Genomic DNA, 6,249 nt, shown 5'->3' with positions numbered 1-6,249 from the left:
CAGGTGGTCAATTACCTAATTTTCAGGGAAAAAGTCCCTGAATTTTCCCCCCAATCACTCCAAGGGTCGGCACTTTTTGAGGGAAAAAAAGTCTAAAAACCTTGTTGGATAAGGTTTTTAGATTTATTCAGCAAACCCTACTTAGATGGAGAAATTTTAGTGGCATTAGATGGCACAGAAATTTCTCATCTAAGAAAATTAATTGCCCTCATTGTAATTGTCGTAATCATCGAAAGGGAACTACAACTTATTTTCATGGCTGTGTCACACCTAGGGTGGTTTCTCCTAATCAAAAACAAGTAATTAATTTAGAGCCAGAATTCATTAAAAAAACAAGATGGGCATCAAAAACAAGACTGTGAAAATGCGGCCGTTAAAAGATGGTTAAATAAGAATCATAACTTCTGTTTAGACTAATTTGCCGCCCAAATTGGCACAGCTAGGGATAAAAGACTGAGAAAGAGATAAAAAGCAGGATGAAGGATTAAGATGCGGTCTTTTTCGATTTAGGCGGGGCAGAATAGCGTTTAAAATTGCCTCAAAACCCAGAGCGACCCTTCCAGGAGTCAGAGAGTTTTGTGGAAGAGGCTTCTGCCAAGGTAAAGGATTATCTTGTACTATCTCACGAGCCAGCCATAACTACCAAGTCAGTAGAGGCATCAAATCGCTCCAAGATTGCCCTTGTTCGGGAGTTGAAAGTTTGGGTAAAGTCCAGTGTAATCTTTGCTTGGCGAAGCGATTCGAGAAAGACGGAAAACCGTTAATGCCCACCAAACCCAGTCGGGCCAGACGGTGGATTAAGGAAGGAAAAGCTATCGGTAAATTCAACGACTTAGATATTTTCTATGTCCAGCTAACCACTGAATCCTCTAACAACAAAACCCAACCGATTGCTATTGGTATTGACCCGGGTAAATTATTCTCTGGAATTGGCGTTCAATCCTCCCTTTTTACTCTTTGGAAGGCTCACTTAGAACTTCCTTTTAAGCGAGTAAGAGAGCGCCTGGACAATAGACGGTTAATGCGAAGAGGACGTAGAAAAAGACGGATTAACCGCCAACTTTCTTTTAATCTAAGAGCGCATCGACAAAAACGATTCTCAAATAGAAGACAAGGAAAATTAGCTCCCTCAATCAGAGCTAATCGTCAACGTCTCGACTTCGCTCGACGTTGACCCTGAGCGAAGCCGAAGGGTCAACTTGAACTTCGAGTCGTTTCCGAACTAACCAAAATCTATCCAATTACTGACATTTACTTTGAGTATGTCAAAACCGATATTGATCTAACTTCCAGTAGAAAAGGAGCTAAGTCTAGAAAAGGTTTTTCGCCAGTTATGGTCAGACATAAATGGGCGATTGAGCAACTATCTCAATTGGCAAAAGTCCATACTCGCTTTGGTTGGCAAACCTCTAATCTCAGAAAATATTTGCGACTAGAAAAGTCCAAAAATAAAGCAGAACAATCACCAGAAAGTCATGCTAACGATGGCATTGCTAAGAGGGAGGGAGCATCTCACCTTTGTAACCCCTAAATCAGGTTTTATGTCAAGCTATTTTGAAAGCCTTGCTAGAAACCAGTTTTAGGGACAAGTATAATTACTCACTTGCATAAATGAGATACTCCCAAAGAGGGATATTTATGAAGTGGAATCTGACCTGCGGAATGTTGGATATAATCTAATTATGTACTAAAAACAGGAAATTCATGACAAATATTCACTCGATCATCGGTATATTCCCCTCCAATGAAGAAGCAGACATAGTTGTATTGGAGTTACAAAAAAAGGCTTCGATGCTAAAAACCATTATACCCCCAAACATAGAGGGTGCAGACTTCCACCCACCTCACCCGGCAGGAATTCAACCCCCTCACCCAGAGGGGATGCAGCCTCCTTACCACCCAAATTCAACCCCCTCATCTGGAAGGAGTTCAACCTCCTGTCTCAGAAAGGGTTGAACCCCTTCATCCGGAAGGGGTTCAACCCCCCTGTCCTCATTTCTTGCCCGGAAGATTACCATCTTCAGCAGTTGGCTTGGCCTTAGTAGGAGCAGAAGCAGCTGGAATACTATTTATTCCAGGTCCTGGACCTGTTTTGATTGCCGGACCGATTGCGAGAACACTGGTGAGTTATGTGGAAAAAATGATTACTGATGGCCTTGATCCGGCCGCAATCTCAGCAACAGGGGGACTAACAGAGGGATTGGGCATTCCCAAGCATAAAGCACTGCAATACGAGGCTGAAATCAGAGCAGGCAAATATGTTTTACTGATATCGGGGAGCGAGGAAGATGTCAGTCAAGCTAAAAATAGCAGTGGGAGCATCTCACCTTTGTAACCCCTAAATCAGGTTTTATGTCAAGCTATTTTGAAAGCCTTGCTAGAAACCAGTTTTAGGGACAAGTATAATTACTCACTTGCATAAATGAGATGCTCCCGCATTGCTCTTGCCTGTTTTCAGTTTTTAGATTATTTGCCATTCCACAATTCCAATGGTAATGGATATGATTGGAAGGGTTATCTTAATGTAACAAACGCTCTCTTTGCTGTCATCAAACGTCCTCCTATTAGTCGTCGTCAACTTCACCTGATGGTTTTTTCCAAAGGTGGTAAACGACGTAAATATGGTGGCTCTACCACAAGACATGGGTTCCGTAAAGGAGATTTAATTTCTTCTCCCAAAGGAATTGGTTATGTTAGTGGAGATACCGAAAAACAGCTATCTGTAAGCGATGCCAATGGTCAACGATTGGGACAGATAACTGTTAGTAAGATTCAGTTAATTCGTCGTTCTAACGGTTTAATTGTTTCTCGCTAACTTATATAAAGCCGCCCTCCGTTATCGCTAAAGGGCGGGTTTCAGACCCATTTTTTCGATGAAAGCCCTGTTACTCTACCCTGAGTTTCCCCAGTCTTTCTGGTCTTACGATCGCTTTATGGAAATCGCGGGACTGAAAGCCACCATTCCACCCCTCGGCATCATTACTGTCGCCGCCCTCCTCCCCCAAAACTGGGAAATTCGATTTTACGATCGCAACGTCAATCCTGAAACAGAAGCCGATTGGGAGTGGTGTGAGTTGGTTATCCTCTCTGCCATGTTGGTCCAGAAGCCAGATTTTCAAGCCCTGATGCAAAAAGCCGTGCAGTTAGGCAAAAAAGTCGCCGTTGGCGGTCCCTACCCCACCTCTGTCCCCCAGGATGCCCTGGATTCTGGAGCGGACTATCTCATTTTGGATGAGGGAGAGTTAACCGTTCCCCTGTTTTTGGCGGCGATCGCTCAAGGGCAAAGCCAGGGAATTTTCCGCTCTGGGGACAAGCCAGACGTGACCCTCAGCCCCATCCCCCGCTTCGACCTGCTTCAGCGAGACGATTACTTAATGATGGCAGTGCAATTCTCTCGCGGCTGTCCTTTTAACTGCGAATTTTGCGACATTATTTCCCTCTACGGGCGCAAACCTCGTACTAAAGAGCCGAGTCAGACTTTAGCCGAGTTGCAGACTCTCTACGACCTAGGCTGGCGGGGTTCGTTGTTCATCGTCGATGACAACTTTATTGGCAATCAGCGCAACGTCAAACGCTTTCTCAGAGACTTGATTCCCTGGATGAAGCAGCACGACTATCCCTTCACCTTTATTACTGAAGCCTCGGTCAATTTGGCAGAGGATGATGAATTGTTAAGCCTGATGGCTGAGGCGGGGTTTTATTCTGTCTTTCTGGGGATTGAAACTCCTGACCAAGATAGTCTGCAAGTGACGCGCAAACTGCAAAATACTCGCAATCCACTGGTGGAAGCCTGTCGCAAGATTAATGCAGCCGGTTTGCTAATCTATGCTGGATTTATCTTGGGGTTTGATGGAGAGCGCTCTGGTGCGGGGGAAAGGATTCAAGCCTTTGTGGAAGAAACCAGTATTCCTCAGCCCATGTTAGGAATTCTCCAATCTTTGCCGAATACGGCTCTTTGGCATCGTCTCCAGCAAGAACAGCGTTTAGTTGAGGGTGACAGCATCCATCCGACGGGAGATCAGAATAGCTTGATGAATTTTATCCCCACCCGCCCGATTGCCGAAATTGCCAAAGAGTATGTCGAAGGCTTCTGGACGCTGTACGAACCCAGCCACTATCTCCGACGCTGTTTCCAACAATGTCTCGGTCTGGGTTTGCAGTCAAAACACAAGCAAACCATGCAATTTCCCGTGGGTAAGGGGTTACGGCTAATTACCCAGTTAATCTGGCATCAGGGTATCCGCCGAGCGGACATTCGGGGACAGTTTTGGCGGCAATTATGGACGATTTGGCAAAAAAAGCCCCAAGTTCTCAATCTGTATTTAGGTCTGTGCGCGGCGGGAGAACATTTTTGGGAGTACCGGGCCTTAGCCAGAGAACGGATTACTCAACAACTAGGCTACGATCCCTTAGAAGTTTCTGGTCGTCCCAACCAGAACTGATTCTGACTCGATAGGGAGGATTGGATTGTATGGTCAAGAGATCGCTCCAGGTCTCCCCTTCGGGAATTAAACAGGCTAAACGAGCCTTTACGCTCAAGGGGTGGACTCAGGAAAATCTAGCAGGGGAAGTGAACTTAAAGACCCGCCAGCCGATTTGGCGGTTTTTCACAGGGAAACCCGTTGATCGCCAGGTTTTCCGGGAAATTTGTTCGATTCTGGATTTGGATTGGCGGGAGATTGCCCTCGCTCCGCCCGCAGAATTTCCTGAACCAGGAGAACTGGCGAAAACTAATATTGATGCTCTGGTGCAAGAGGTGCGAGCGCAACGCCTGGACACCATCCAAAACCAGTGCGGCATCTTGCAGTTACTAGACATCAGCCATCCAGTCAACATTGATGACATCTATGTGGATGTCAATATTTTGGCGGAAATTGCCAGTCAACAGTGGGTGGAGATTGCCGATTTGCAAAACTTGGGTCCTGCTGAATTCGAGCGCGTCGGTTTGGGAGAGGTTGAGCAGAAGCAAATACCCGGAATGCAGGCTGTTGAAACTTACTCAAAGCTCAGAGTTTTGGGCAGGCCGGGGGTTGGCAAAACTACCTTTTTGCAACATCTGGCGATTCAGTGCAACCAAGGCGAGTTTGCGGCGAATCAAGTGCCGATTTTTATCTTATTGAGAGAATTTGCCGAGGAGTCCAGTCCCAGTGGTGAATTTAGCCTGTTCAACTACATCCGTCAGGCATTGCTCACCGCTGGAATTTCCAACCCGTCTGTGCTGGAAACCTTACTGCAAGCGGGCAGAGTCCTGCTGTTGCTCGATGACATGGATGAAGTGCTCAACCAGGACATTACAGCGGTTCTGAGAGAAATTCGCCAATTCTCAGAAAAGTATCATCGCAATCGATTTGTAGTAACCTGTCGCACCGCTGCCCAAAAACTCCAGATTCGAGGTTTCACTGATGTAGAAATTGCCCCCTTTACCCAGGCACAAATCAGCACCTTCGCGCAAAAGTGGTTTGTGGCACTGAGCAAAACGACTGCTCAAGCGGGGCAGGAGCAGTCGGCTCAGTTTATGCAGAAGTTGGACTTGCCGGAAAACTGGCAATTTCGGCAACTGGTGGTGACACCTCTGTTTCTGCATCTCGCTTGCTGGGTGTTTCAGGGTCAAGGGAAATTTCCGAGCAAGCGGGCTGAATTTTATAAACAAGGGCTGGATTTGCTGCTGGGTAAATGGGATGAAGCTAGAGGAGTCGAACGCGATCAGGTTTACCGGGGGTTTTTATTGCCCCAAAAATTGAGGCTGTTGAGCCAGCTTGCAGCAGTTACTTTTGAACAGGGGCAGTATTTTTTTGAGCAACGCACGATTGAGCAATACATTGGCGACTATTTGCGGAATTTGCCAGGTGCAACCCTGGAAGCAGAGGAACTCCAACTCGAAAGCGAAGCCATGCTGAAAGCGATCGAGGCACAGCATGGACTCCTCGCAGAACGGGCGCGAGGAATTTTTTCATCGAAAATTTTGGGTCTGAAACCCCGTCGTTCTACGACGGCTTTACCGTTAAATACTAGCGCATTTACCAAATATATGCTAAAATGTGAGACATGGAAAAAGCCTATTCGTTTCGATTTTACCCAACACCCGAACAAGAGTCGCTATTGCGGCGCACCTTGGGCTGTGTAAGATTGGTTTACAATAAAGCTCTCCACGAACGAACACAAGCATGGTACGAAAAGCAAGAAAGAGTAGGATATACTGAAACATCTTCAATGCTAACTGATTGGAAAAAGCAAGAAGAATTAGACTTT

At 46.1% G+C, this 6,249-nt stretch carries 4 protein-coding genes and 4 pseudogenes; 7 read left to right on the top strand and 1 reads right to left on the bottom strand.

Translation table 11 applies throughout. The annotated features are described in order from the left end of the window. Positions 1–138: 138 nt before the first annotated feature. A pseudogene (locus tag IM322_RS10475) lies at positions 139–399 on the top strand (ISNCY family transposase); the annotation flags it as partial. A gap of 129 nt (positions 400–528) precedes the next feature. Here the strand turns inward: IM322_RS10475 and IM322_RS10470 are convergent. Next, positions 529–741: pseudogene (locus tag IM322_RS10470) on the bottom strand (NF041680 family putative transposase); the annotation flags it as partial. Positions 742–763: 22 nt separating this feature from the next. Here IM322_RS10470 and IM322_RS10465 point away from each other — a divergent pair. The 6 genes and pseudogenes from IM322_RS10465 to IM322_RS10440 form a co-directional block, all read left to right on the top strand. Continuing rightward, positions 764–1,495, top strand: a pseudogene (locus IM322_RS10465) (RRXRR domain-containing protein); the annotation flags it as partial. A gap of 537 nt (positions 1,496–2,032) precedes the next feature. Then, complete coding sequence (locus IM322_RS10460) at positions 2,033–2,335, top strand: hypothetical protein (protein WP_287713198.1); 303 nt, start codon at positions 2,033–2,035, stop codon at positions 2,333–2,335. Positions 2,336–2,437: 102 nt separating this feature from the next. Beyond that, a pseudogene (locus tag IM322_RS10455) lies at positions 2,438–2,815 on the top strand (RRXRR domain-containing protein); the annotation flags it as partial. A 58-nt stretch (positions 2,816–2,873) separates the two neighbouring features. Then, positions 2,874–4,442 (top strand): B12-binding domain-containing radical SAM protein, encoded by a 1,569-nt coding sequence (locus tag IM322_RS10450; RefSeq protein WP_287672795.1) that lies wholly within the window; start codon positions 2,874–2,876, stop codon positions 4,440–4,442. Between the two features lie 29 nt (positions 4,443–4,471). Beyond that, positions 4,472–6,124, top strand: coding sequence for an NACHT domain-containing protein (locus tag IM322_RS10445; RefSeq protein ID WP_287698958.1), 1,653 nt, complete (start codon positions 4,472–4,474; stop codon positions 6,122–6,124). Next, on the top strand, positions 6,046–6,249 hold a 204-nt coding region (locus IM322_RS10440; RefSeq protein WP_287713197.1), incomplete at its 3' end, for a helix-turn-helix domain-containing protein. The genes IM322_RS10445 and IM322_RS10440, both read left to right, overlap by 79 nt.

Origin of the sequence: Microcystis sp. M109S1, assembly GCF_020247025.1 — a bacterium.
Lineage (GTDB): Bacteria > Cyanobacteriota > Cyanobacteriia > Cyanobacteriales > Microcystaceae > Microcystis.
This window is presented reverse-complemented; position numbering and strand designations above follow the sequence as displayed.

Coding starts and splice junctions, on each gene's coding strand:
- IM322_RS10450 (WP_287672795.1), top strand. CDS start 2,874: ATGAAAGCCCTGTTACTCTACCCTGAGTTTCCCCAGTCTTTCTGGTCT.
- IM322_RS10445 (WP_287698958.1), top strand. CDS start 4,472: ATGGTCAAGAGATCGCTCCAGGTCTCCCCTTCGGGAATTAAACAGGCT.